The organism is Streptomyces sp. NPDC029139 (assembly GCF_055564335.1).
On sequence record NZ_JBVHWN010000005.1, the window covers coordinates 387,209 to 408,461 of the forward strand.

Annotated in this window: 20 protein-coding genes and 1 pseudogene; 8 read left to right on the forward strand and 13 right to left on the reverse strand. The window is 70.6% G+C overall.

Translation table 11 applies throughout. The annotated features are described in order from the left end of the window. Positions 1–70 precede the first annotated feature (70 nt). A complete protein-coding gene (locus tag ACZ4VW_RS15675) occupies positions 71–1,372 on the forward strand; it encodes a PTS transporter subunit EIIC (protein WP_467962459.1) in 1,302 nt (433 codons plus the stop codon). 271 nt (positions 1,373–1,643) lie between these two features. Further along, complete coding sequence (locus ACZ4VW_RS15680) at positions 1,644–2,909, forward strand: PTS transporter subunit EIIC (protein WP_467962461.1); 1,266 nt, start codon at positions 1,644–1,646, stop codon at positions 2,907–2,909. 60 nt (positions 2,910–2,969) lie between these two features. Here ACZ4VW_RS15680 and ACZ4VW_RS15685 read toward each other — a convergent pair whose 3' ends face one another. Then, positions 2,970–3,722 carry an MBL fold metallo-hydrolase gene (locus ACZ4VW_RS15685; RefSeq protein WP_467962463.1) on the reverse strand — a complete coding sequence of 251 codons (753 nt, stop codon included), beginning with the start codon at positions 3,720–3,722 and terminating at the stop codon, positions 2,970–2,972. Between the two features lie 188 nt (positions 3,723–3,910). Here ACZ4VW_RS15685 and ACZ4VW_RS15690 point away from each other — a divergent pair, with 188 nt between their 5' ends. Further along, positions 3,911–4,384 (forward strand): type II toxin-antitoxin system PemK/MazF family toxin, encoded by a 474-nt coding sequence (locus ACZ4VW_RS15690; RefSeq protein ID WP_467962465.1) that lies wholly within the window; start codon positions 3,911–3,913, stop codon positions 4,382–4,384. A gap of 13 nt (positions 4,385–4,397) precedes the next feature. Here the strand turns inward: ACZ4VW_RS15690 and ACZ4VW_RS15695 are convergent, their stop codons facing one another. The 7 genes from ACZ4VW_RS15695 to clpS all read right to left on the reverse strand — a co-directional run bounded on the left by ACZ4VW_RS15695 (position 4,398) and on the right by clpS (position 9,238). Beyond that, positions 4,398–5,348: a PLP-dependent cysteine synthase family protein gene (locus ACZ4VW_RS15695; protein ID WP_467962467.1), complete on the reverse strand. Its 951-nt coding sequence runs from the start codon at positions 5,346–5,348 to the stop codon at positions 4,398–4,400. Positions 5,349–5,353: 5 nt separating this feature from the next. Then, positions 5,354–5,641 carry a MoaD/ThiS family protein gene (locus tag ACZ4VW_RS15700; protein WP_467962469.1) on the reverse strand — a complete coding sequence of 96 codons (288 nt, stop codon included), beginning with the start codon at positions 5,639–5,641 and terminating at the stop codon, positions 5,354–5,356. A gap of 96 nt (positions 5,642–5,737) precedes the next feature. Next, positions 5,738–5,833 (reverse strand): putative leader peptide, encoded by a 96-nt coding sequence (locus ACZ4VW_RS15705; RefSeq protein ID WP_467962471.1) that lies wholly within the window; start codon positions 5,831–5,833, stop codon positions 5,738–5,740. Between the two features lie 257 nt (positions 5,834–6,090). Next, a complete protein-coding gene (locus ACZ4VW_RS15710; RefSeq protein ID WP_467962473.1) occupies positions 6,091–6,516 on the reverse strand; it encodes a M67 family metallopeptidase in 426 nt (141 codons plus the stop codon). 77 nt (positions 6,517–6,593) lie between these two features. Further along, a complete protein-coding gene (locus ACZ4VW_RS15715) occupies positions 6,594–8,045 on the reverse strand; it encodes an amino acid permease (RefSeq protein ID WP_467962475.1) in 1,452 nt (483 codons plus the stop codon). A 303-nt stretch (positions 8,046–8,348) separates the two neighbouring features. After that, positions 8,349–8,933, reverse strand: a complete 585-nt coding sequence (locus ACZ4VW_RS15720) for a DUF2017 domain-containing protein (RefSeq protein ID WP_467962477.1) — start codon at positions 8,931–8,933, stop codon at positions 8,349–8,351. Further along, a complete protein-coding gene (clpS, locus tag ACZ4VW_RS15725) occupies positions 8,933–9,238 on the reverse strand; it encodes an ATP-dependent Clp protease adapter ClpS (RefSeq protein WP_137989095.1) in 306 nt (101 codons plus the stop codon). The genes ACZ4VW_RS15720 and clpS overlap by 1 nt, the downstream gene beginning before the upstream one ends. 123 nt (positions 9,239–9,361) lie before the next feature. On the opposite strand from clpS, the gene ACZ4VW_RS15730 reads away from it, so the two are divergent. After that, positions 9,362–10,690 (forward strand): nicotinate phosphoribosyltransferase, encoded by a 1,329-nt coding sequence (locus ACZ4VW_RS15730; RefSeq protein WP_467962479.1) that lies wholly within the window; start codon positions 9,362–9,364, stop codon positions 10,688–10,690. 99 nt (positions 10,691–10,789) lie between these two features. Beyond that, positions 10,790–11,386 carry an isochorismatase family protein gene (locus tag ACZ4VW_RS15735; protein WP_467962481.1) on the forward strand — a complete coding sequence of 199 codons (597 nt, stop codon included), beginning with the start codon at positions 10,790–10,792 and terminating at the stop codon, positions 11,384–11,386. A gap of 192 nt (positions 11,387–11,578) precedes the next feature. On the opposite strand, the pseudogene ACZ4VW_RS15740 reads toward ACZ4VW_RS15735, so the two are convergent. After that, positions 11,579–11,878, reverse strand: a pseudogene (locus tag ACZ4VW_RS15740) (hypothetical protein); the annotation flags it as partial. 124 nt (positions 11,879–12,002) lie between these two features. Continuing rightward, positions 12,003–14,444 (reverse strand): immune inhibitor A domain-containing protein, encoded by a 2,442-nt coding sequence (locus ACZ4VW_RS15745; protein WP_467962483.1) that lies wholly within the window; start codon positions 14,442–14,444, stop codon positions 12,003–12,005. A 378-nt stretch (positions 14,445–14,822) separates the two neighbouring features. On the opposite strand from ACZ4VW_RS15745, the gene ACZ4VW_RS15750 reads away from it, so the two are divergent. Then, positions 14,823–15,098, forward strand: coding sequence for a hypothetical protein (locus ACZ4VW_RS15750; RefSeq protein WP_467962485.1), 276 nt, complete (start codon positions 14,823–14,825; stop codon positions 15,096–15,098). Here ACZ4VW_RS15750 and ACZ4VW_RS15755 read toward each other — a convergent pair whose 3' ends face one another. Beyond that, complete coding sequence (locus tag ACZ4VW_RS15755) at positions 15,099–15,815, reverse strand: RDD family protein (RefSeq protein WP_467962487.1); 717 nt, start codon at positions 15,813–15,815, stop codon at positions 15,099–15,101. A gap of 114 nt (positions 15,816–15,929) precedes the next feature. Further along, complete coding sequence (locus ACZ4VW_RS15760) at positions 15,930–17,471, reverse strand: RDD family protein (RefSeq protein WP_467962489.1); 1,542 nt, start codon at positions 17,469–17,471, stop codon at positions 15,930–15,932. Between the two features lie 277 nt (positions 17,472–17,748). Here ACZ4VW_RS15760 and ACZ4VW_RS15765 point away from each other — a divergent pair, with 277 nt between their 5' ends. Beyond that, a complete protein-coding gene (locus ACZ4VW_RS15765; protein WP_467962491.1) occupies positions 17,749–18,240 on the forward strand; it encodes an SsgA family sporulation/cell division regulator in 492 nt (163 codons plus the stop codon). 16 nt (positions 18,241–18,256) lie between these two features. Here the strand turns inward: ACZ4VW_RS15765 and ACZ4VW_RS15770 are convergent, their stop codons facing one another. Next, positions 18,257–19,636, reverse strand: a complete 1,380-nt coding sequence (locus ACZ4VW_RS15770) for an FAD-binding oxidoreductase (RefSeq protein ID WP_467962492.1) — start codon at positions 19,634–19,636, stop codon at positions 18,257–18,259. An 87-nt stretch (positions 19,637–19,723) separates the two neighbouring features. Here ACZ4VW_RS15770 and ACZ4VW_RS15775 point away from each other — a divergent pair, with 87 nt between their 5' ends. Continuing rightward, positions 19,724–21,157: a tetratricopeptide repeat protein gene (locus ACZ4VW_RS15775; protein WP_467962494.1), complete on the forward strand. Its 1,434-nt coding sequence runs from the start codon at positions 19,724–19,726 to the stop codon at positions 21,155–21,157. Positions 21,158–21,253: the final 96 nt, after the last annotated feature.

Below are 21,253 nucleotides of genomic sequence, written 5' to 3' on the forward strand. Positions count from 1 at the left end.
CGGCCTGCCCTCAGGGGGCTCCGGGAGCCTATCGCAACTGGTCTACACCAGTGTGTCAGGGAGGACGCCGATGAGTACGGACAGCGCCGCCGCGGCGCCGAGGAAGTCGATGTGGGGCGGTCTCTTCCAGGGGCTGCAGAAGATGGGCCGCAGCCTGCAGCTGCCCATCGCCGTGCTCCCGGCGGCCGGCATCATCAACCGCCTCGGCCAGCCGGACGTCTTCGGAGAGGACGGCCTCGGCTGGGACAACGTGGCGAAGGTGATGGCGGGCGCGGGTGGCGCGCTGCTCGACGGCAACCTCGGACTGCCGCTGTTGTTCTGCATCGGTGTCGCGATCGGCATGGCGAAGAAGGCGGACGGCTCGACGGCCCTGGCCGCCACGGTGGGCTTCCTCGTCTACTACAACGTGCTGCGCCAGTTCCCCGAGGAGTGCCCGCGCGGGACGGCGGACATCAACGGCGGCTGCCTGGCGCCCGAGCAGGCGTTCAGCGGGTACACGTACCAGAACCCCGGCGTCTTCGGCGGCATCGTCATCGGTCTGCTCACCGCCTGGTTCTGGCAGCGCTACCACCGGAAGAAGCTCGTGGACTGGCTGGGCTTCTTCAACGGCCGCCGGCTCGTCCCGATCATCATGACCTTTGTCGCGATCGCCTTCGCGTCCCTGTGCCTGTGGGTGTGGCCGCCGATCGGCGACGCGCTGGAGAACTTCAGCGACTGGCTGGTGGGGCTGGGCGCGTGGGGTTCGGGCATCTTCGGTGTCGCCAACCGCGCGCTGCTGGTGATCGGTCTGCACCAGTTCCTGAACGTGCCGATCTGGTTCCAGTTCGGCACGTACGAGAAGCCGGACGGGACGACGGTCCACGGTGACATCCCGATGTTCCTGGCGGGCGACCCGAACGCCGGCCAGTTCCTGACGGGCTTCTTCCCGATCATGATGTTCGCGCTTCCGGCGGCGGCGCTGGCGATCACCCACTGCGCGAAGCCGCACCGGCGCAAGGAGGTGGGCGGCATGATGCTCTCGGTCGCCCTGACGTCCTTCGTCACCGGCATCACGGAGCCGATCGAGTACTCGTTCCTCTTCATCGCCCCCCTGCTGTACGTGATCCACGCCCTGCTCACGGGTGTGTCGATGGCGGTGACGTGGGCGCTGGGGGTGAAGGACGGGTTCAGCTTCTCGGCGGGTCTGATCGACTACCTCATCAACTGGAACCTCGCGACGAAGCCATGGCTGATCATTCCGATCGGTCTGGCCTTCGCGGTCGTCTATTACGTGATCTTCCGGTTCGCGATCACCAAGTTCGACCTGCCGACGCCGGGGCGGGAGCCCGAGGAGGTCGAGGAGGAGATGAACCGGGACACCACCAAGGCGTAGCCCGGATCCAGGCGGCCGGGGGGTTTCACCCCGTTCGCCGCGTACGAAAAGGCCCTCGGACCTCATGGTCCGGGGGCCTTCGCCGTTCACGCGGCGCTATGGCTCGGGCACACAGAATTCGCAGGTTCCTTATCTAAGTCTCACGTGCTAAAACTGGTCTACACCACTCATTGGTGTAGACCACGCGGTCCAGTCCACCGCGTTCCATGAGACGCCGCCGTCCCCCTTTCCACTGTCCTCTGGCGGCGCCTTGCCTTACTGGAGGAAGTTGATGAGTACGGCCACCGCCCAGGCCGCCGCTCCCGCGAAGAAGCGCGGGTCCGGCCTGTTCCAGGGCCTGCAGAAGGTCGGTCGCAGCCTGCAGCTGCCGATCGCCGTACTGCCGGCCGCGGGTATCTTGCTCCGTCTCGGCCAGCCCGACGTCTTCGGCGCCGAGGGTCTCGGCTGGGACAAGGTCGCCACTGTCTTCGCCTCCGCCGGCGATGCGGTCTTCGCCAACATGCCGCTGCTGTTCTGCGTCGGCATCGCCATCGGCTTCGCCAAGAAGGCCGACGGCTCCACCGCCCTCGCCGCCCTCGTCGGCTTCCTCGTCTACTCGAGCGTCCTGAAGGCGTTCCCGGTCACCGAGGCCGTCGTCAACACGACCGCGAACAAGGGCGTCGACGTCGCCGCGACGTACAACGACCCCAAGGTCTTCGGCGGCATCATCATGGGTCTGCTCGGCGCCATCGTCTGGCAGCGGTACCACCGCACCAAGCTGGTCGACTGGCTCGGCTTCTTCAACGGCCGCCGCCTCGTCCCGATCCTCATGGCCTTCGTCGGCACCGTCATGGGTGTTCTCTTCGGTCTCCTCTGGGAGCCCGTCGGCAACGTGATCACCGACTTCGGCAACTGGATGACCAGCCTCGGCGCCATCGGCTCCGGCATCTTCGGCGCCATCAACCGCGGTCTGCTCCCGGTCGGTATGCACCAGTTCGTGAACACCGTCGCCTGGCAGGAGATCGGCACCTTCACCGACTCCACCGGCGCCGTCTGGCACGGCGACCTGCCCCGCTTCTTCCACGGCGACCCGTCCGCCGGCCAGTTCATGTCGGGCTTCTTCCCGATCATGATGTTCGCCCTTCCGGCCGTCGCCCTGGCGATCACCCACGCCGCACGCCCCGAGCGCCGCAAGGTCGTCGGCGGCATGATGTTCTCGCTCGCCCTGACCTCGTTCGTCACCGGCATCACCGAGCCCATCGAGTTCGCCTTCATGTTCCTGGCGCCGCTCCTCTACGTGATCCACGCGGTGCTCACCGCCGCCTCGATGGTCATCACCTCGGCCCTCGGCGTGCACCACGGCTTCACCTTCTCCGCCGGAGCGCTGGACTACTTCCTCAACTGGACGTACGCCACCAAGCCGTGGCTGATCATCCCGATAGGCCTGGTCTTCGCGGTGGTCTACTACGTGGTGTTCCGCTTCGCGATCACCAAGTTCAACATCATGACCCCGGGTCGCGAGCCCGACGAGGAGGTCGAGGACCTCACCAAGGCGTGAGCCTCGCCCACAACGAGGAGGGGCCCCGGAACCGTACGGTTCCGGGGTCCCTCTCGCTGCTCAGATCTCGTACACCGCACCCGCGTACGCCAGCTCCGACGGCCCGTCGTACACCGCCCGCGCGTCCGCCAGGTTCTGTTCGCCGTCGGTCCACGGCGGGATGTGGGTGAGCACCAGCCGCCCCACCGACGAGCGGGCCGCTTCCGCGCCCGCCTCCCGGCCGTTGAGGTGCAGCGCCGGGATGTCCTCCTTGCCGTGCGTGAAGGAGGCCTCGCACAGGAACAGGTCCGTGCCGTCGGCCAGTTCGTGCAGGGCGTCGCAGACACCCGTGTCGCCCGAATACGTGAGCGAACGGCCGCCGTGCTCGATCCGGATGCCGTACGCCTCCACCGGGTGGCACACCTTCTGCGTACGGACGGAGAACGGGCCGAGCTCGAAGGAGGTGGACGTCAGCGTCCGGAAGTCGAAGACCTCGCTCATCGACTTGTCCGAGGGTGTGTCCGCGTACGCCGTGGTCAGGCGCTGCTCGGCGCCTTCCGGGGCGAAGACCGGGAGGGGGTCGCAGCGACCGCCCTCGTGCCGGTAGTAGCGCGCGACGAAGTACCCGCACATGTCGATGCAGTGGTCGGCGTGGAGGTGGCTGAGGAAGATGGCGTCGAGGTCGTACAGACCGATGTGGCGCTGCAGCTCGCCCAGGGCGCCATTGCCCATGTCGAGGAGCAGCCGGAAGCCGTCGGCCTCTACGAGGTAGCTCGAGCAGGCCGAATCCGCGGACGGGAAGGACCCGGAGCAGCCGACGACGGTGAGCTTCATGGAGCGTGAACCTCCGAGGGCGGAGAGCGGCGGGGGAGGTCGTGCGATGCGACGAGCGTAAGGCGCGGCAGGGCTCGTCGCTCCTCCGTGGCGTCCCGTTGTGGGCGAACTCACGGGCTGTGTCACCGGTTCGGATGGACCTGGGGCGGAAGAGCGCGGGGTACGGGTCGCCGGTAACGTCTTGGGGTATGGACATGTCCTGGTGGCCGGCGCTCGTCGCGGTCGTGGTGATCGCTCTGATCGTGGCGCTGGCCGACGGCATGAAGCGCTCGGGCCGGCGGCCAGGGGGCCGGACGCGGCCGCCCGCGCGGCCCCCGGCCCGGCCGCGCGCGCCCGGAAAGGCACCCGCTCGGGTCCCCCGGGCGGGTGAGATCTGGTGGGCGGACGTGCCCTACGAGGACGGGCCCGGGTCCAAGGACCGGCCGTGTCTGGTGCTGGTGCTGCGCGGGGACTGCGCGCTCGTCGCCAAGATCACCAGCAAGTACCACGACGAGCGGCCGGGGGTGATCGCGCTTCCGCCGGGGTCGGTGGGGGACGCGCGGGGGCGGCCCAGTTTTCTGGAGACGGACGAGCTGCGGGAGGTCCCGGTGTGGGAGTTCCGTCGCAGGGTGGGGACGGCGGACCCGGTCGTATGGGACCAGGTCCGCCATCTGGCGTCGTAGGGAGAAGGGCGCGTCAGGCCCAGAGCTGGCCCTGGACGGTGGCGATCGCCTCTTCCGTCGTGGCCGCCGTGTAGAGGCCGGTCGAGAGGTACTTCCAGCCGCCGTCCGCGACGACGAAGGCGATGTCCGCGCTCTCGCCCGCCTTCACCGCCTTGTTGCCGACGCCGATCGCCGCGTGCAGCGCCGCGCCCGTCGAGACGCCGGCGAAGATGCCCTCCTGCTGGAGGAGCTCCCGGGTACGTGTCACGGCGTCGGCCGAGCCGACCGAGAAGCGGCTGGTGAGGACGGAGGCGTCGTACAGCTCGGGCACGAAGCCCTCGTCCAGGTTGCGCAGGCCGTAGACCAGGTCGTCGTAGCGCGGTTCGGCGGCGACGATCTTGACGTCCGGCTTGTGCTCGCGCAGGTAGCGGCCGACGCCCATGAGGGTGCCGGTGGTGCCCAGGCCCGCCACGAAGTGGGTGATGGAGGGCAGGTCGGCGAGGATCTCGGGGCCGGTGCCGGCGTAGTGGGCGCCCGCGTTGTCGGGGTTGCCGTACTGGTAGAGCATCACCCACGAGGGGTTCTCGGCCGAGAGTTCCTTGGCGACCCGTACCGCCGTGTTCGACCCGCCCGCGGCGGGGGACGAGATGATCTCGGCGCCCCACATGGCGAGCAGCTGGCGGCGCTCCTCGCTGGTGTTCTCCGGCATGACACAGACGATGCGGTAGCCCTTGAGCTTGGCCGCCATCGCGAGCGAGATGCCGGTGTTGCCGCTGGTCGGTTCGAGGATGGTGCAGCCGGGGGTGAGCCGGCCGTCCTTCTCCGCCTGTTCGATCATGTGGAGCGCGGGGCGGTCCTTGACCGAGCCGGTGGGGTTGCGGTCCTCCAGCTTGGCCCAGATGCGGACGTCGTCCGAGGGCGAGAGCCTGGGGAGCCGGACCAGGGGCGTGTTGCCGACCGCCGCCAGCGGGGAGTCGTAACGCATGTGGATCAGACCATGCCGCCGGCCACGGCCGGCAGGATCGTGACGTTGTCGCCGTCGGTCAGCTTGGTGTTGATGCCGTCCAGGAAGCGGACGTCCTCGTCGTTCAGGTAGACGTTGACGAAGCGGCGCAGCTCGCCGCCCTTGGCCTCGTCGATGAGCCGGGCCCGGATGCCGGCGTGACGGGACTCGAGGTCGGTGAAGAGCTCGGCGAGCGTCGCACCGCTGCCTTCGACGGCCTTGGCGCCGTCGGTGTAGGTGCGGAGGATGGTCGGGATGCGGACCTCGATGGCCATGGCGTGGGCTCCTGTCGGAAGTGGCGTGAAAGGCGCGCGGCTCTGATTGCCCCCGCGCGGGGGGTCGTGCTCCTGGGTGCGCTGGTGCGCCCCCGCTCACATCGCGCTGGCGAGGCGGCACAGGTCGACGTGCAACCGCGCCACGAGCAGCACGCTGCCCGGCGTCACTTCGCTCACGTCGTTCGAAACCATGGGGTCATCGTATCGATTCCCGGTCCGGGTTCCGGAATGTGATCTCACCTGACGGACAGTGCGCGCTCGACAGGTGGACCGAGGGGGCGAGCCGGGGACAGGGCGCCCGTTCCTGGACGCCGGACGGCCTCGGCCCGGGCGGTGTCCACGCGGGTACGGCGGCGCGTGGTGGGCTCGGCGGCGAACAGTCGGCCCGGAGGGCGTTCACCCTGTCGGGGGACGCCCTCCGCGTGCCCGGCGCGCTTCCGGAGGAGCCGCTACTCGTAGGACTCGACGACCTTCACGTCCTCCTCGGTCACGACGCCCTCGACGATGGTGAAGGAGCGGAACTGGAAGGGGCCGGCGGCGTCGGTGTCGGCGGTGGAGACCAGGACGTAGTGGGCGCCGGGCTCGTTCGCGTACGAGATGTCGGTGCGGGAGGGGTATGCCTCCGTGGCGGTGTGCGAGTGGTAGATGATCACGGGCTCCTCGTCCCGGTCGTCCATCTCGCGGTAGAGCTTCAGCAGGTCCGCGGAGTCGAACTCGTAGAACGTGGGCGAGCGCGCGGCGTTCAGCATCGGGATGAACCGCTCGGGGCGGCCGCTGCCGACGGGGCCCGCGACCACGCCGCATGCCTCGTCGGGGTGGTCCGCGCGGGAGTGTTCCACGATCTGGTCGTACAGAGCCCGGGTGATGGTCAGCATGTCCGACAGGATAAGCAGACGGGCCGCTCCGTACCGAGGAGTGGTACGGAACGGCCCGGATGCCGAGACGTGGCAGCTCAGGAGCGCTTGGCGAAGGCCGCGCCCTCCGGGTTGCGGGCCTTCAGGACGAGGTAGGCGACGCCGAGGAGCAGCGCCCACACCGGTGCGCAGTACAGCGAGATCCGCGCGTCCTTGTCGATGCCCATCAGTACGATGACCATGCCGATGAAGGCCAGGGCGAAGAGGCTGGCCCAGATGCCGCCCGGCGCCTTGAAGGACGACTGGGGCAGCTCGCCGCGGTCGGCCTTGAGGCGGAAGCGGACCTGGCAGATCAGGATCATGATCCAGGCCCACATGCCGGAGATGGTGGCGAAGGAGACGACGTAGTTGAACGCCTCGCCCGGCCACTGGTAGTTGATCCAGACGCCGACCATCATCAGGCCGGCCGAGAACGAGGTGCCGGCCAGCGGCAGGCCGTTGCTGGTGAGCTTGGTGAAGAACTTCGGGCCCTGGCCGTTGAGCGCGAGGTCGCGCAGCATGCGGCCGGTGGAGTACATGCCCGAGTTGCAGGAGGAGAGCGCGGCCGTCAGGACGACGAAGTTCACGATGGCGGCGCCGACGCCGAGGCCCATCTTCTCGAAGGCCGCGACGAACGGGGAGACGCCCGGCTGGAAGTGGGTCCACGGGACGACCGAGAGGATCATGATCAGCGCGCCGACGTAGAAGACGGCGATGCGCCACGGCACGGTGTTGATGGCCTTGGGCAGGACGGTCTTGGGGTCCTTGGACTCGCCGGCCGTCACGCCGACGAGCTCGACGGCGAGGAAGGCGAACATGACCATCTGCAGGGTCATCAGGGTGGAGCCGATGCCCTTGGGGAAGAAGCCGCCCTCGGACCAGAGCAGGGTCATCGAGGCCGTGTCGCCGGCGTCGGAGAAGCCGATGGTGAGGATGCCGGCGCAGATCAGGATCATGCCGACGATCGCGGTGACCTTGACCATCGAGAACCAGAACTCGAGCTCGCCGAAGAGCTTGACCGAGATGAGGTTCGCGAGGAAGAGGACGACCGTGAAGATCAGGGCGAACACCCATTGCGGCTGATTGAGCACGCCGTCGGTGTTCTTGGTCCAGTACTGCATGTACTCGGACGCGGCGGTCACCTCGGTGATGCCGGTGACGACCCAGAAGAGCCAGTACGTCCAGCCGGTCACGAAGCCGGCGAAGGGGCCGATGAACTCGCGGGCGTACTCCGAGAAGGAGCCCGAGACGGGCCGGTACATGAGGAGCTCGCCGAGCGCCCGCATGATGAAGAAGATGACGAGGCCCGCGATCGCGTACGCGAGGATGAGGCTGGGTCCCGCCTTGGAGATGCCCTTGCCCGCGCCCAGGAAGAGGCCGGTGCCGATGGCGCCGCCGATCGCGATCATCTGGATCTGGCGGGCGCCGAGTGCCCGGTGGTAACCCTCGCCCGAGGCGGAGTCCGCGGCCTCACTGCCGTCGTGCTGCTTGTCGACCTGCACTGAGGTCATGGTGGTGCGCCTTTCTCCATGCTGATCCGCGCCGACGTGGTCTGGCCGCGGATCAGGTCCTGATCCCCCCGGATGTGGATGGAGTGCTACCGGCGGTCAGCCGGCCAAAGCGCCCCCGGGGGACAGGGGTGGCGTCCCCGGGTGGTCGTGAAGATCTATCACGGGGGAAACGGCGATCGGAGAACGCTGAAGTGACGCACGCCACCAGCAGAAGAGGGCAAAAGCCACTCAAGAGGACCAGTAAGAACACTTTGGTGACGTATTCGTTATCCGGATTTGAGTGTCCGCTGAGCGAACGGCGCCTCAGTCGCCGGGCATCAGGGTCTCGACGAGCGACTCCTGGAGCGCGCCGAGCCAGAGGTACGCCATCACCATCGGCTTGCGCGGATCGGAGTCCGGCAGCCGGTACAGCCGCTCGCTCTCCTCGTCGTCCGCGACCTCGAGCCGGGTCCCGATCGTCAGCCGCAGATCGTTGAGCGCCCCGAGCCAGGCGCGGGACTCGTCGGCGGTGAGCTTGAGGACCGCCCCGCCGTCGGCGCCGGGGACGAGCGCGTCCAGGCTGCGGACGACCCCGAGGGCGTCCTCGCGCTTGCGCGTCCGCAGATCGTTCTCCGTGTAGCGGCGGAAGTCGGCCGCGGCCGCCCGCAGCTCCTCGTCCTCGTCGCCGTACGCGTCCGGGAAGAGCCGCCTGAGGGCGGGGTCGGACGGGGGCTCGCTCGGCCCCTCGGCGAAGAGCGCGGCCAGCGGGTCCTCGCCCTCGACGGGCTCGTCACCCGGCCCGATCAGCTCCATGAGCTGGACGGCGAGGGAGCGGAGGATGGAGATCTCGACGTCGTCGAGCGCGACGGCGGCGCCGCCGCCGGGCAGCGCCTCGAAATGCCCCGCCATCAGCCGCGGTCCTGGGTCAGGGTCGCCCACAGTCCGTAGCCGTGCATCGCCTGCACGTCCCGTTCCATCTCCTCGCGGGTGCCGCTGGAGACCACCGCGCGGCCCTTGTGGTGCACGTCGAGCATCAGCTTGTGCGCCTTGTCCTTGGAGTAACCGAAGTACGCCTGGAAGACGTAGGTCACATAGCTCATCAGGTTGACCGGATCGTTGTGGACGAGGGTCACCCACGGCACGTCCGGTTCGACGACCGCGTGGATCTCCTCGGCCGATTCCGTACGTTCGATCTCAATAGGCGCGACGCTCACTCACACCATGCTGCCACCTCGGGAGGGGGGTCGCACAAACGGGGCCGCCTCCCGGTGCGCCTCCCCCGGCCACATCGACAGAGAAATCGTCACTCTGACGATTTCTGCGGTAGCATCGCTGACATGAACGCTGCGGACCTTGGGCTGCCGGTGGACGTGCCGTCGACCGCGCTCTTCACCGACCAGTACGAGCTGACCATGCTGCGCGCGGCCCTCCGGGCCGGCACCGCCGACCGGCGCTCCGTCTTCGAGGTCTTCACCCGGCGGCTGCCCGAGGGGCGGCGCTACGGCGTGGTGGCCGGCATCGGGCGCGTCCTGGACGCCGTCGAGAACTTCCGCTTCGACGCGGGCGTGCTCGGCTTCCTGCGCGACCAGGGCATCGTCGACGAGCCGACCCTGGAGTGGCTGGCGGCCTACCGCTTCTCCGGCGACATCTGGGGCTACCCCGAGGGCGAGGTGTACTTCCCCGGCTCCCCGATCCTGCGGGTCGAGGGCTCCTTCGCCGAGTGCGTGCTCCTGGAGACCGTGATCCTCTCGATCCTCAACCACGACTCGGCCATCGCGGCGGCCGCCTCCCGGATGTCGGCAGCGGCCGGCGGCCGGCGGCTGATCGAGATGGGCGCCCGGCGCACCCACGAGCTGGCCGCGGTCGCCTCCGCCCGGGCGGCGTACGTCGGCGGCTTCGACTCCACCTCGGACCTGGCGGCCGGCTTCCGCTACGGGATTCCGACCGTCGGCACCTCCGCACACGCCTTCACCCTGCTGCACGACAGCGAGCGGGACGCCTTCCAGGCCCAGGTGAACACGCTGGGCCGCGGTACGACGCTGCTGGTCGACACGTACGACATCGCCGAGGCCGTCCGTACCGCCGTCGAGGTGGCCGGACCGGAGCTCGGAGCCGTGCGGATCGACTCCGGCGACCTGCTGCTCGTGGCGCACCGGGTCCGGGCCCAGCTCGACGAGCTGGGCGCGCGCGACACCAAGATCGTGTGCACCTCGGACCTGGACGAGTACGCCATCGCCTCGCTGGCCGCGGCTCCGGTCGACGCGTACGGGGTCGGCACGCAGCTGGTCACCGGCAGCGGGCACCCGACCTGCTCGATGGTCTACAAGCTGGTCGCCCGCGCCCGGTCGGCCGATCCGAAGGCGCCGCTGACCGCGGTCGCCAAGAAGTCCCTCGGCGGCAAGGCGTCGGTGGGCGGCCGCAAGTGGGCGGCGCGACGGACGGACGCGGACGGGGTCGCGGAGGCCGAGGTCGTCGGCACGGGCCCGGTCCCGCCGGAGCTCGTCGAGCGTCAGCTGCTGGTGGAGCTGGTCAAGGGCGGCGACGTGGTCGCCCGCGAGCCCCTGGAGGCGGCCAGGTCGCGGCACATCGCGGCACGGGCCGGGCTGCCGATGTCGGCGATGCAGCTGTCCCGGGGCGAGCCGGTGCTGCCCACGGAGTACGTGTAACACCCTGGGACGCCCCCTCCCGCGCGAAGGGGGAAGTCTCTAGGCTCGACGTCATTCCCCCTCGTTGACCCCTTCCCGCCACCTCAAAGGACACCCGCCATGCACCGCGCATTGATCGTCGTGGACGTTCAGAACGACTTCTGCGAGGGCGGCAGCCTCGCGGTGGCGGGGGGAGCCGACGTCGCCGCCGCCATCACGGACCTGGTCGGGGACGCGGCGGGCGCCGCGTACCAGCACGTGGTGGCCACCCGTGACCACCATGTCGCCCCGGGCGACCACTTCGCCCCGGCGGGCCAGGAGCCCGACTACGTCACCTCCTGGCCGGTGCACTGCGTCGCCGGTACGGAGGGCGTGGGCTTCCACCCGAACTTCGCGCCCGCGGTCGCCAGCGGGGCGATCGAGGCGGTCTTCGACAAGGGGGCGTACGAGGCGGCGTACAGCGGCTTCGAGGGGCGTGACGAGAACGGCCGCACGCTCGCGGAGTGGCTGCGGGAACGGGACGTGCGCGAGGTCGACGTGGTGGGCATCGCGACGGACCACTGCGTGCGGGCCACGGCGCTGGACGCGGCGCGGGAGGGGTTCAAGGTCCAGGTGCTGCTCGACCTGACGGCCGGGGTCGCGAAGCCCACCACGGAGCGGGCCCTCGAGGAGCTGCGGGCCGCCGGGGTGGAGCTGACCGGCAAGCCCGTGGTCTAGGACCTGATCCGAGAGACACCTCGGGGGCCTGATCCGAGAGACAGGCCCCAGGACAGGACGCTCCTAGGGAGCCAGCGCGGCCCTCGGCGCGGGCGGCGCCCACGTGACCGCCGGTGGCGTCGGTGCCGTCGGCATCGCCGGGGGGAGCACCAGGTCCGCGGGGCGTACGCCCACGGCCGGGGGACGGACGTCCGCGGCGGGCTCCTTCGGGAGGGACCGTACGGAGTGCCACAGCTCGTGCGGCGTCGCGCGCCACAGCAGGCCGTCCGGGTGATGAAGGACGGCGGTGACCTCGTCCGGGGTCGGGGGCTCCGCGTTGCCCCGGAGGTAGACGGCGCGCAGACCCAGGTTCCGCAGCCGGGTCAGGGCGCGGGCGCGGTTCGCGGCGTGGACCAGGAAGCGGACCGTGGCACCGTCGCCGGCCGGGCTCGGCAGCCCGATCGCGACCACCACGCTGCCGCCTGGCAACTTGCAGAAACCTCCACCGGGCATCCCGGAACCACTCCCCCTGTGAGCGTGCTGTCAATAAGAACTGGTCAAGACGCACCTAAACACGATCGGCCGCCGCCCGCTAGGGGGCGACGGCCGATCATGTTTTGACCTGCGACGATGTGAACTACTTCGTCGAGGGGCCCACCTGGACGGTGATCGTCTGGCCGTTCTTCGGCTCCTTGACGACCGCGATCTTGGTGTTGGTGTCAGTTACCTTGACACCGGCCCGCTCGGTCTCCTGGAACCAGTACGTGCCCTTGCGGTCGTCGAAGACCGGGTTGCCGGCCTGCGGCTTGATCCAGACCGGGACGTCCGCCTTGTGGAGCTGGAAGGCGTCGGTGCGGTAGGTGCCGAAGGGCGCGTCGTGGGACTGGATGCGGTTGCGCATCAGCGTGCCGTCGGTCCACTTCAGCGGCGTCGGGTGCGCGTCGACCGGAAGGACGAGGCCCTGGCCCGGGTGGACGGCCGTGTTGTTGTCCTTCTGCGAGGTGTCCCACAGCCAGATCAGCAGACCGTTCTGGTACGGGTAGTGCTCGACCCAGCTGGCCTTGTCGCCCGCGAAGCCGAAGTTGTACGGGCCGACCTTGAGGGTGGCGTCGTACGAGACGTACTGGCGGTTCTCCGCGAGGTAGTACTGCTCGTACTCCTTCGTGAAGCCCTTGCCGATCCGCGAGAAGCCCTTGGCGGTCCAGCCGTTGTCACCGTTCTCGGCGTTGTCCGAGAAGACGGTGGCACCGTCGGCGGTCAGCGTGATGGCGTCGGCCGCGAAGCCCTTGCCGCCCGCGCCGCCGTCCGTCTGGTAGCGGAAGCGGAGGTCGAACTTCTTGCCGGCGTAGGCGTCCAGGCCGAACACGAGGTTCTTGTACGCGCCGGAGACGTCGGTCAGCGCCGGGGCGCCGCTCGCGTCGCGCGGCAGCGGCTTGCCGTCGACCGTGCCGTCCAGCGCGGTCCAGTTGGCGCCGCCGTCCGTCGACACCTCGGTGTAGAGGTAGTCGTAGTCCAGCTCGATGTCGTACCAGCCCTTGAGCTCAAGGGTGGCCTTCGACTTGCCGGTCAGGTCGACGGAGCGGGTCAGGGTGTTCTTGAGGTCGTCACCCATGTCGCTCCACCACTGCGTGGCACCCTCGGCGGGCGCGACGACATCGGTGGTGACCTGCTTCTTCGGCAGCTCGACGACGAGCGCCTGCGGGTTCTTGGTGTTGTACTCGGCCACGCCCAGCTTGTGGGTGGACTTCGTACCGCGCTGCTCGTTGCTCACCTTGGTGTAGTTGAGCCAGCCGAGCTGGAGCTTGTCCCAGGCGGTCATGTCGCCGGGCAGGTCGCCGATGGACTCCTTGCCCCGGCCGAGCCAGGAGCCGGAGGACATCAGGGACCAGAAGCCGGTGGAGTTCTCGGCGCCGGCCTTGCCCGAGGTGTCGTACAGGTCGGGCAGACCGAGGTCGTGACCGTACTCGTGGGCGAAGACGCCGAGGCCGCCGTTCTCCGGCTGCATCGTGTAGTCGCCGACCCAGATGCCGGTGTCGCCGATCTGCGTACCGCCGGACTTGTTCTGCGCCGGACCGGTCTTGCCGGCGTCGGTGCCGTACGCGTACCAGCGGTGGGCCCACAGGGCGTCGCCGCCCTGGGCGCCGCCGCCCGCCGACTCGTCCTCGCCCGCGTGGACGATCTGGAAGTGGTCGATGTAGCCGTCGGCCTCGTTGAAGTTGCCGTCGGCGTCGAAGTCGTAGCGGTCCCACTGGTCGTACTGCGCCATGTCGGCCTTGATCTGGGCGTCGGTGCGCCCCTTGGCCTTCTGGTCGGCGACCCACGCGGTGACACCGTCGCGGACGGCGTCCCAGACGTTGGCGCAGTTGCTGTTGCCGCAGTAGTTCGAGCCGTAACGGGCCTCGTTGTACTCGACCTTGACCCAGTCCGAGACGCCGCCCTCGACCGAGTACCGGCCGGAGGAGGTCTTCTCGTAGTAGGTCTTCAGCGACTGCTTGGGCTGTCCCTTGGCATCCTTGCCGGTGCCGAAGTACAGGTCCTGGAAGTGCTGCCGGTTGTAGTCCTTCTGCCAGGCCGTGGAGTTGTCCTTCGCACGGTCCGGCTCGGCTATCTGGTTGTGCAGCGGGCCGGGCGTGCCGCCGAACTTCGGCTTCAGCTCGTCCGTCTCGTCGTCGGCGCGGTTCACAAGAGTGGTGTTGTCCACCTTGTCGCCGAACTCGACGAGGATCGTGAAGATCTTGTCGGTCTTCTCCCGGCCCAGCTCGACGTACTTCTTGCTGTCGAGCTTGACGACCTGCGAGCCACCGCGGCGCTCGACCTTGGTCTCGCCGCTCAGCACCTGCTCCAGGGCAGCCTTGCGCTGCTGCTCCTGCTGCTTGCTGTACGGGCCCTCGAGGTCGTGGTCGACCGCCGTCTTGTCCACGCCGGCGCCCGAAGCGGGGTCCTGGCGTTCGATGGCCGCCGGTGCGCCCGGGCCCTTGTTGTCGGCCCATGCGGTGGTGAAGGTCGAGGCGGTGGCGGCGGTTGCCGCGAGCGCCACGACGACTGCGGACGCTCTGATCGCCCGTCGTCTGTTGGTCACTTGATGTGTTTCCTCCCCGGCGCCCGCGACCGCGCGGACCGAGGGTGGGGTGTCCGCGGGCGGGGTCGCGCGTCACAAGTGACGACATTCGACCGGAGTTGCGCGAGAAAAGACAGACCTTGACTTGAACATACCAACTGCACTATGCAGGAGCGGGTTTCCGCTATCCGGACGCCACCCGGGGTCTCATCGTCCGGGCACCGGCCACGCATCGGGCGCATCAGCAAGGGAGTTGGGCGGGGCTGGTGACTCCGTGCGCCCCCTGTGCACCCGTACCGTGGGTTAGGTCACGCTTACCACCCGTTTCGCTCGGGCATCCACCGTCGTAGAGTCGCTCGGAAGAGCGACCTGCCGATGCTTCGAGGGACGGTACCCGTCATGCCGCGTCCGAACGCCGCACCACTCGCCTACGGTTCGGCCACCGTCGTCTTCTCGACCGTCGCCCTGCTGCTGCTGTCCGGCACCACGACCCCGCTGGGCATCGCCGTCATCAGCGCCGCCGGGCTGATTCTCGGGCTGCTCGTCACGGTGACGACGCCCGCGCACCGCACGTCACCCGCGCCCGTGCCGCCCCTCCCCCGGAACGACGAGATCCGGGTACCGGCCGCGCGCGTGGGCGCGTCGGCCGATACCCGGATCGGTTCGAACTCGTAGCTACCGCGGGACCGTCACCACCACGGTCTTGGCGGCCTTGTCGTGCAGGCCCTGCTTGTAGGGCTTGTCGACGAGGATCAGGATCAGCAGGAGCAGCGGCCACAGGCAGGCGCAGCAGATCAGCGCGGGCAGCCAGAGCACGACGGCGCGCATCAGCGAGGCGTTCATCGGCGGTGTGGTGCCGTCGTTGAGCATCGCGACCCGCAGCTTCATCCACTTCTTGCCGAGGGTCTGGCCGCCCTTCGCCACCATCACGGTGTCGTACGCGACGTACGCGACGATCGTGATGAGCTGGAAGACGAGACCGGTGCCGGTGCTGGTCGCGCTGATGGTGTCACCGAAGTCGTCCCCGTCGGAGGCCCGGTCGTAGACGTTGAACGGGAGGCCGATGATCGCGAGCGGCACGGCGATGATCAGCCAGTCGATGATCCTCGCGACGATGCGCCGGCCGGAGTCGGCGAGCGGCGGCATCCCGGCCAGCGGGTCCGTGGGGCCGTAACCGCCGCCGTAGGGCTGGGAGCCGTACGGCGGGGGCGGCGGCGGAACGCCGTCGTACGGGGAGCCGGGGGGCGGGCCGCCGCCCGGCGGGGGCCCTTCGGGAGGAGGAGGCTCACTCCCGTACGGAGAGCCCGCCGACGGCGGCGTGGGCTCCTGCGGCTTCTTGAGGAACGGATCGTCCTCGGGCGGCTGGCCGGGCGTCGGCTGGTCGTTGCTCATGGGGGCAGTGCATCCCGCGCGGCAGGCCCCCGCAAGGAATCGCCGCCCGTTCGGGGGACCGCCGCACGGGTCTGCTCGACCCGGCGGCTGCTGTCCCGAACGGCCGGCGTCCCGCTAACCGGCCACGAAGGTGTGGGCCGCCTTGTCGTGCCAGCACTGGCGCCAGGGCCGGTCGAAGAGGCACCACAGGACGTTGAGGACACCGAGGACCAGGAAGCCCAGGACGGTGTAGACGAGCCAGCGGCGCAGGGCCGCGCCGAACGTCGGCGGCTCGTGCGCCTCGATGTCCCGGACGTGGAGGCCGCAGAGCTTCTTGCCGAGCGTGCGGCCCCACTTGGCGGTGGGCAGTACCTCGTACAGCGCGCCGAGGACGAGGAGGGCGGCGAGCGCGATCCCGAAGTGCAGCGAGGTCGTGCCGTCCACGAGCCAGACCTGGACCGTGGTGCCGGTCTGCTTGGCCGCCTCGATCTTGGCGTCGATGTGGTCGAGCGCCCGCGTGACGAAGGGGAAGGACACCCCTCCGACGAGGGCGCCGAGGACGAGGGTGTCGACGAGCCGGGCGACGAGACGCTTGCCGAGACCGGCGGGGCGCGCCGCGGCCTGGGCCCGGGCGGCCTGGAGGAACGGGTCCTCGACCGGCGGCTTCCAGGGGAGGACGGGCTGTTCGGCCTCGGCCTGCGGGCCGGCGGCCGCGGAGGGCTGCGCGAGCTGCTGGACCTGCTGGGGCCAGGAGGGCGCACCGCCGCCGGGGCCGGTGGTGACGGGTGCGGGGGCGGCGGAAGCGGGGGCCGACGCGGGCCGGGTCTGACCGGGCACGTGCGGGAGCGGCGCGTGCGGGGCCTGTGGGGTCCGTGCGCCGTCGTGCGGAGCCGTCGGGGCCTGCGGCCCCTGGGGAGTCGTCAGGGCTTGCGGGCCCTGCGCGGCTCCCGCTCCCTGGCCGCCCTGCGGCGCCTGTCGGGTCGGAGAGCCGTGCGCTCCGGCCGCACCCTGTGCGGGGAGGGCGCGCATCGTCATCGTGCCCTCCGGTACCGGGGCCGACGCCTGCGCCTGGCGTACGCCGGGCAGCGCGCCACCCGTCGGGTCGGCGGCCGGAGCCGGGGTCACCGGCATGCCCCCGAGGCGGGCCGGGGAGGCTGCCGCGGGGCGTGGGGCGGGTGTGGGCTCGGGCTCCGGAGCGGGCGTCGGCACCGGCGCGGGGCCGGCGGTCCTGGCGGCGGCCAGACGGGGGTCCTGCGCGGCGCCCGCCGGTCCGGCGGACTGCGCCTCCGGGGAACCCCAGGAGACGCGCTGGTCCCGGTCCCCGCCGAAGCCGGTCTGGCGCGACACGTCCGCCTGCCAGGCGGAGGCGGGCTCGGGCTCGGGCCGCGTCTCGGCGACCGGTTCCTCGTCCAGGAAGACGGGTCCGGTCTCCTCCACGGCGGGCACCGGGGCCGACGGGAGCACGGGCGCGGGCGAGGGGTTCGGGGCCAGCGCCGGTCCCGCGGGCATCACCCCGGCCGGGGCGGCCGGCGGCGCCTCGCCCTCCTTGGGCGCGGGACGACTCGTCCCGGGCACCCAGGCGCCCCCGTTCCAGTACCGGATGTATCCGGGAATGGACGGGTCCGGGTAGTACCCGGCCTGCGGTACCTCTCCGCCGGCTCCAGGAGGAGTAGCCACTGCCCCGACTCCGTTCCGTCACAACGCTTGTCTCAGGGAGGACAGTAACGAAGAACGCGGCCGCGGGAACAAAGAGGCCGCCAGAAACCCGCCTTCGAGCGACATACCCATGAAACCCGCCACTCACCGTCACGCTCAGGCCGACGATCCCGCGTGTTCGGGGCCCGGAGAAACTCCTCGGAAGAATTTTCCGGAAGTCGCGTCATGGCCGGCCGCGACCGCGCTCTCTTCCTGTGCGGGCCCACCCGGGGCCCCGTACCGGAGAGGACGTCACGCCATGCAGAACACCGAGAACACCGTGGTCGAGCGCGAGCTGGAGCTGCAGCTGGTGCTCTCCCCCGAGCGCTCCATCCCCGTGCCCGCACGGCTCGCCTACCGCACCGACGACCCGTACGCCGTGCACATCACCTTCCATGTCGGCTCCGACCATCCCGTCAACTGGACGTTCGCCCGCGAACTGCTCGTCGAGGGCGTCTTCCGCCCGTGCGGTCACGGGGACGTCCGGGTCTGGCCCACGAAGGTCGACGGGCGCGACGTCGTGCTGATGGCGCTCTCCTCCCCCGACGGCGACGCGCTGCTCGAAGCGCCCTCCGCGCAGGTCTCCGCGTGGCTGGAGCGGACCCTGCGCGCCGTCCCGCCGGGCACCGAGGCCGCGCAGCTCGGCATCGACGACGGGCTGGCCGAACTCCTGGCCACCACCTCCGTCGCCGACGACCTGTGGCTGCGCGACCCCTGGCCGTCGGACGAGTCCCAGGACGGTGAGGTGTGACCCCGCCGCGGAGGGATCAGAAGAGCTTTCCGGGGTTGAGGATCCCCAGCGGGTCGAAGGTCCGCTTGATGCCCCGCTGCAGCTCGAGCCCGACCGGCCCCAACTCCCTGGCCAGCCACTCCTTCTTCAGCACCCCGACACCGTGCTCGCCGGTGATCGTGCCGCCCAGTTCCAGGCCGAGCGCCATGATCTCGTCGAAGGACTCCCGCGCCCGCCGCGCCTCGTCCTCGTCCGCCTGGTCGAAGCAGACGACGGGGTGGGTGTTGCCGTCGCCGGCGTGTGCGCAGACGCCGATGGTCAGGCCGTACTTCTCCGCGATGGCGGAGGTGCCGTCGAGCATCGCGGCCAGTTTCGTGCGCGGTACGCACACGTCGTCGATCATCGTCGCGGACTTGATCGTCTCCAGGGCGGTCAGCGACAGCCGGCGTGCCTGGAGGAGGAGTGCGGACTCGGCGGCGTCCTCGGCCGGGACGATCTCGGTGGCTCCGGCCGCCGCGCACAGCTCGCCGACGGCGGCCAGGTCGGCGGCCGGGTCCGGGGTGTCGAAGGCGCAGAGGAGCAACGCCTCGGTGGTGCTGGGCAGCCCCATGTTGGCCAGCTTGTTGACCGCGCGGACGGTGTTGCCGTCCATCAGCTCGAGGAGGGACGGGGTGTGGCCGCGCTCCATGATCGCGCAGACGGCCTCGCAGGCGGCGGCCGCGGACGGGAACTCGGCGGCGAGCGCGAGCTGGACGGGCGGCTGCGGCCGGAGCGCGAGGGTCGCCCCGACGACGATGCCGAGGCTGCCTTCCGAGCCGACGAAGAGCCTGGTCAGGTCGTATCCGGCGACGCCCTTCGCGGTGCGCCGGCCGGTCGAGAGCAGCCGGCCGTCGGCCAGGACGACGTCCAGACCGAGGACGTACTCCGCCGTCACCCCGTACTTCACACAGCACAGACCTCCGGACGCGGTGCCGATGTTCCCGCCGATGGTGCACGTCTCCCAGCTGGAGGGGTCGGGCGGGTAGTACAGGCCGTGTTCGTTGACGGCGCGGGACAGGGCGGCGTTGACCACGCCGGGCTCGACGACGGCGATCCGGTCGACCGGGCTGATCTCCAGGATCCGGTTCATCCTGACGAGGGACAGCACGATGCCGCCCTCGGCGGCGTTGGCCCCGCCGGACAGGCCGGTGCGCGCGCCCTGGGGGACGACCGGGACGCGCAGGGCGGTCGCGGTGCGCATGACGTGCTGGACCTGCTCGACGGTGCGCGGGAGCACGACGGCCGCGGGGGTGCCGGCCGCGCAGAAGCTCGCCATGTCGTGGGCGTAGGAGACGGTGACGTCCGGGTCGGTGATCAGCGCGTCGGCGGGCAGGCCCGCGCGGAGCTCCGCGTGGAGCCGCGTCAGAAGATCGTCCATGCGTCCAGCGTGGCACCCGGGGCCATCGGTGTGAACCCGCCGGAGTGGGCGCTTCGTGTGCTCTTCGTACAGGCGCACAGTGACGCCATGAAGACCGAGAACGTGTCGAGGACGGTCCTGGCCTGCGGGGTGGGCGCGGTGTTCGCGGCGACGGCTCTGCTGTACGCCCCCGATCTCGCCCCCGGCCTGTTCGGCGGGGGGCCGCCGCCCGCTCCCGGGCCCGCCGCGCGGGCGGCCCTCGCGGCGAACGCGGGCGCGCAGGCATCGCTGCCCGATCTGGCCGCGCTCATCGGCGACCGTGAGACCTGGCTGAAGGACCATCCGGCCGACGACGCGTCATGGGCGGTGCTGGGCGCGGCCTATACGGAACGGGGCGCGCGGCTCGGCGACGCCACGTACTACCCGCGGGCGGAGGGGGCGCTGCGGCGGGCGCTGTCGGCGGATCGGCGGAACCTCGACGCGCAGCTGGGGCTCGGTGTCCTGGCGAACGCCCGGGGGGACTGGCGGACGGCGCGGGCCTGGGGCGAGGCCGTCCGCAACGAGGACCCGAAGCGCTGGTCGGCGTACCCGCTGCTGATCGACGCGTACAACGGGCTCGGCGAGTACAAGGCCGCCCAGAAGGCGTTCGCCACGATGGAGGAGCTGCACACGGGCGGGGCGGTCAGCGCCCGGGCGGCGCAGATGTACCGCAACCGGGGCTGGCGGGAGGACGCGTCGGCGGCCGCGCTCGACGCGGTGGCGCGGGCGGAGACGGGCGCGGAGAAGGCGGCGGCGCTGGCCCGGCTCGGTGATCTGGCCGGGGAGCGGGGCGAGCCGGAGGAGGCCCTCGCACAGTACGAGGCGGCGCTGGGGCTCGTACGGGACCACGGCCCGTCCCTGGCCGGCCGGGCACGGGCGCTGGCGGCGCTCGGCCGCACGGACGAGGCGGTCGCCGGGTACCGGGCGGCCCTGGAACGGCTGCCGCTGCCGGAGTACGTCCTGGAGGCGGGCGAGCTGTACGAGTCGCTGGGCCTGGACGAGGAGGCGCGGAGCCGGTACGAGCAGCTGCGGACGGGGTCCTGGGTCAACGCGGAGGCCGTTCTCGGCCTCTTCGAGGCGGACCACGGCGACGCGCGCGCGGCGGTGGAGCGGCTGAGGGCGGAGTGGGCGCGGGGGCACCGGTCGGTGCGGGTGGCGGACGCGCTGGGGTGGGCGCTTCACCGGGCCGGGGAGCCCGAGGAGGCGCTGGAGTACGCGAAGAGGGCGACGGACGAGGGGCTGCGGAGCGCGCTGTTCACGTACCACCGGGGCGAGATCGAGCGGGCGGTGGGGGACCTCGGTCCGGCCCGCCGGCACCTGGCGGAGGCGCTGCGGATCGACCCCCACTTCTCGCCCCTGCTGGCCCCGAGGGCGCGGGAAGCGGTGACGGCGCTCGGCGACCCGCCGGACGAGCTGCCGAAGGACCTGCGGCGGGGAGCCCCGGAACCGACGAAGCCGGCGGCCCCGGAACCGGCCCCGCCGACCGGGGGGACGTCGCTCTAGGTGTATTGATCACGAGCGTTGTTGACAGTCGCAGGTCTTGATCATGGCGAAGACCTCCGGTGTGGTGGAGGTGTCTAGGACTACACCGCACGGAGG

Coding starts and splice junctions, on each gene's coding strand:
- ACZ4VW_RS15675 (WP_467962459.1), top strand. CDS start 71: ATGAGTACGGACAGCGCCGCCGCGGCGCCGAGGAAGTCGATGTGGGGC.
- ACZ4VW_RS15680 (WP_467962461.1), top strand. CDS start 1,644: ATGAGTACGGCCACCGCCCAGGCCGCCGCTCCCGCGAAGAAGCGCGGG.
- ACZ4VW_RS15685 (WP_467962463.1), bottom strand. CDS start 3,722: ATGAAGCTCACCGTCGTCGGCTGCTCCGGGTCCTTCCCGTCCGCGGAT.
- ACZ4VW_RS15690 (WP_467962465.1), top strand. CDS start 3,911: ATGGACATGTCCTGGTGGCCGGCGCTCGTCGCGGTCGTGGTGATCGCT.
- ACZ4VW_RS15695 (WP_467962467.1), bottom strand. CDS start 5,348: ATGCGTTACGACTCCCCGCTGGCGGCGGTCGGCAACACGCCCCTGGTC.
- ACZ4VW_RS15700 (WP_467962469.1), bottom strand. CDS start 5,641: ATGGCCATCGAGGTCCGCATCCCGACCATCCTCCGCACCTACACCGAC.
- ACZ4VW_RS15705 (WP_467962471.1), bottom strand. CDS start 5,833: ATGGTTTCGAACGACGTGAGCGAAGTGACGCCGGGCAGCGTGCTGCTC.
- ACZ4VW_RS15710 (WP_467962473.1), bottom strand. CDS start 6,516: ATGCTGACCATCACCCGGGCTCTGTACGACCAGATCGTGGAACACTCC.
- ACZ4VW_RS15715 (WP_467962475.1), bottom strand. CDS start 8,045: ATGACCTCAGTGCAGGTCGACAAGCAGCACGACGGCAGTGAGGCCGCG.
- ACZ4VW_RS15720 (WP_467962477.1), bottom strand. CDS start 8,933: ATGGCGGGGCATTTCGAGGCGCTGCCCGGCGGCGGCGCCGCCGTCGCG.
- ACZ4VW_RS15730 (WP_467962479.1), top strand. CDS start 9,362: ATGAACGCTGCGGACCTTGGGCTGCCGGTGGACGTGCCGTCGACCGCG.
- ACZ4VW_RS15735 (WP_467962481.1), top strand. CDS start 10,790: ATGCACCGCGCATTGATCGTCGTGGACGTTCAGAACGACTTCTGCGAG.
- ACZ4VW_RS15750 (WP_467962485.1), top strand. CDS start 14,823: ATGCCGCGTCCGAACGCCGCACCACTCGCCTACGGTTCGGCCACCGTC.
- ACZ4VW_RS15755 (WP_467962487.1), bottom strand. CDS start 15,815: ATGAGCAACGACCAGCCGACGCCCGGCCAGCCGCCCGAGGACGATCCG.
- ACZ4VW_RS15765 (WP_467962491.1), top strand. CDS start 17,749: ATGCAGAACACCGAGAACACCGTGGTCGAGCGCGAGCTGGAGCTGCAG.
- ACZ4VW_RS15770 (WP_467962492.1), bottom strand. CDS start 19,636: ATGGACGATCTTCTGACGCGGCTCCACGCGGAGCTCCGCGCGGGCCTG.
- ACZ4VW_RS15775 (WP_467962494.1), top strand. CDS start 19,724: ATGAAGACCGAGAACGTGTCGAGGACGGTCCTGGCCTGCGGGGTGGGC.